1 protein-coding gene is annotated in these 1152 nt (G+C 52.0%); it reads left to right on the top strand.

The features are described from left to right. Positions 1-430: 430 nt before the first annotated feature. Positions 431-1152, top strand: a 722-nt coding sequence (locus tag WMO66_RS02775) for a reverse transcriptase domain-containing protein (protein ID WP_349134885.1), incomplete at its 3' end; no start/stop codon positions are given.

Below are 1152 nucleotides of genomic sequence, written 5' to 3'. Positions count from 1 at the left end.
TATGTGCGCCCGGTGAGCGCACGTTCTATAGGGTGAAAGTCCCGAGTCCGCCCGGTAGCGGGAAGGGCTAGCCAAAGGCAAGGGTGTCCATCGTGAGGTGGAATCTGAAGAAAGCCGGATTTTGGGAGTTGAAAGGTCTCCCAATGGGCAAAACTCTGGCCTGACGAACAGAAATCGCATATAAGGCCGTCAGCGAGGGTAAGTTTGCATAACAAAACAAAGCCCAGTAGCTACACGGAATCGCTTTCGGTAAATGCGGCAGGTAAAGAGGGAAAGAATGTGTGAGTACCCGGGGAGGTCTTGCCGACGCAAAAAAAAATGCGCAGTAACAACGAACGGCAAGAAGTCAGCAGAGGCCATAGTACCGGAAAAAAATCCGGAAAGGGCTGAACAATCGTTAGTCCTTAGTAGATTTCGGAAGGAGGTCAACATGAAGAACGCAGAATATCAGGGAAGCCTGAGCTGCCCACAAAGAGATAGTGCGGAACACAAAGGGTATGCGGGAGCGCAGAGTGTTGGCAGTCAGGAAGGAAAGGAACAGGGCGGTGCAGACTTGCTTGAAAGGATTCTAAGTAGGGAAAACCTGAACAGAGCCTACAAGCGGGTCAAAGCCAACAAAGGAGCGCCGGGAATCGACGGAATGACCGTCGAGGATGCGCTGCCTTGGCTGAGAGAACACCGGGAAGAACTTCTGGAAACAATTCGGCAAGGGAAGTACAAGCCCCAGCCGGTGCGCCGGAAGGAAATCCCTAAGCCGGATGGCGGGGTACGAAAGTTGGGAATCCCAACGGTCGTAGACCGCATCATCCAGCAGGCAATCGCACAGCAGCTAACCCCAATCTACGAACCGTTGTTCTCGGATTTAAGCTACGGCTATCGTCCGGGCAGGAGTGCGCAGATGGCGATTCAAAAGGTGAAGGAATATGCGGAGCAGGGCTATACACAAGCGGTACTTGTGGATTTGTCCAAATACTTCGATACCCTGAACCATGAATTGCTCATGAACCTTCTGCGGAAGAACATCCATGACAAACGGGTCATTGAACTCATTAAGAGATACCTGAAAGCGGGAGTGATGGAAAACGGACTGCTGGTGAAAACAGAAGAAGGCTCTCCCCAGGGAGGCCCACTTAGTCCCTTGCTTGCTAACAT

The organism is Faecousia intestinalis, from assembly GCF_040096185.1.
GTDB lineage: Bacteria > Bacillota > Clostridia > Oscillospirales > Oscillospiraceae > JAZOXB01.
The sequence above is the reverse complement of the archived record's forward strand: the minus strand, read 5'-3'. Positions and strand labels throughout refer to the sequence as shown.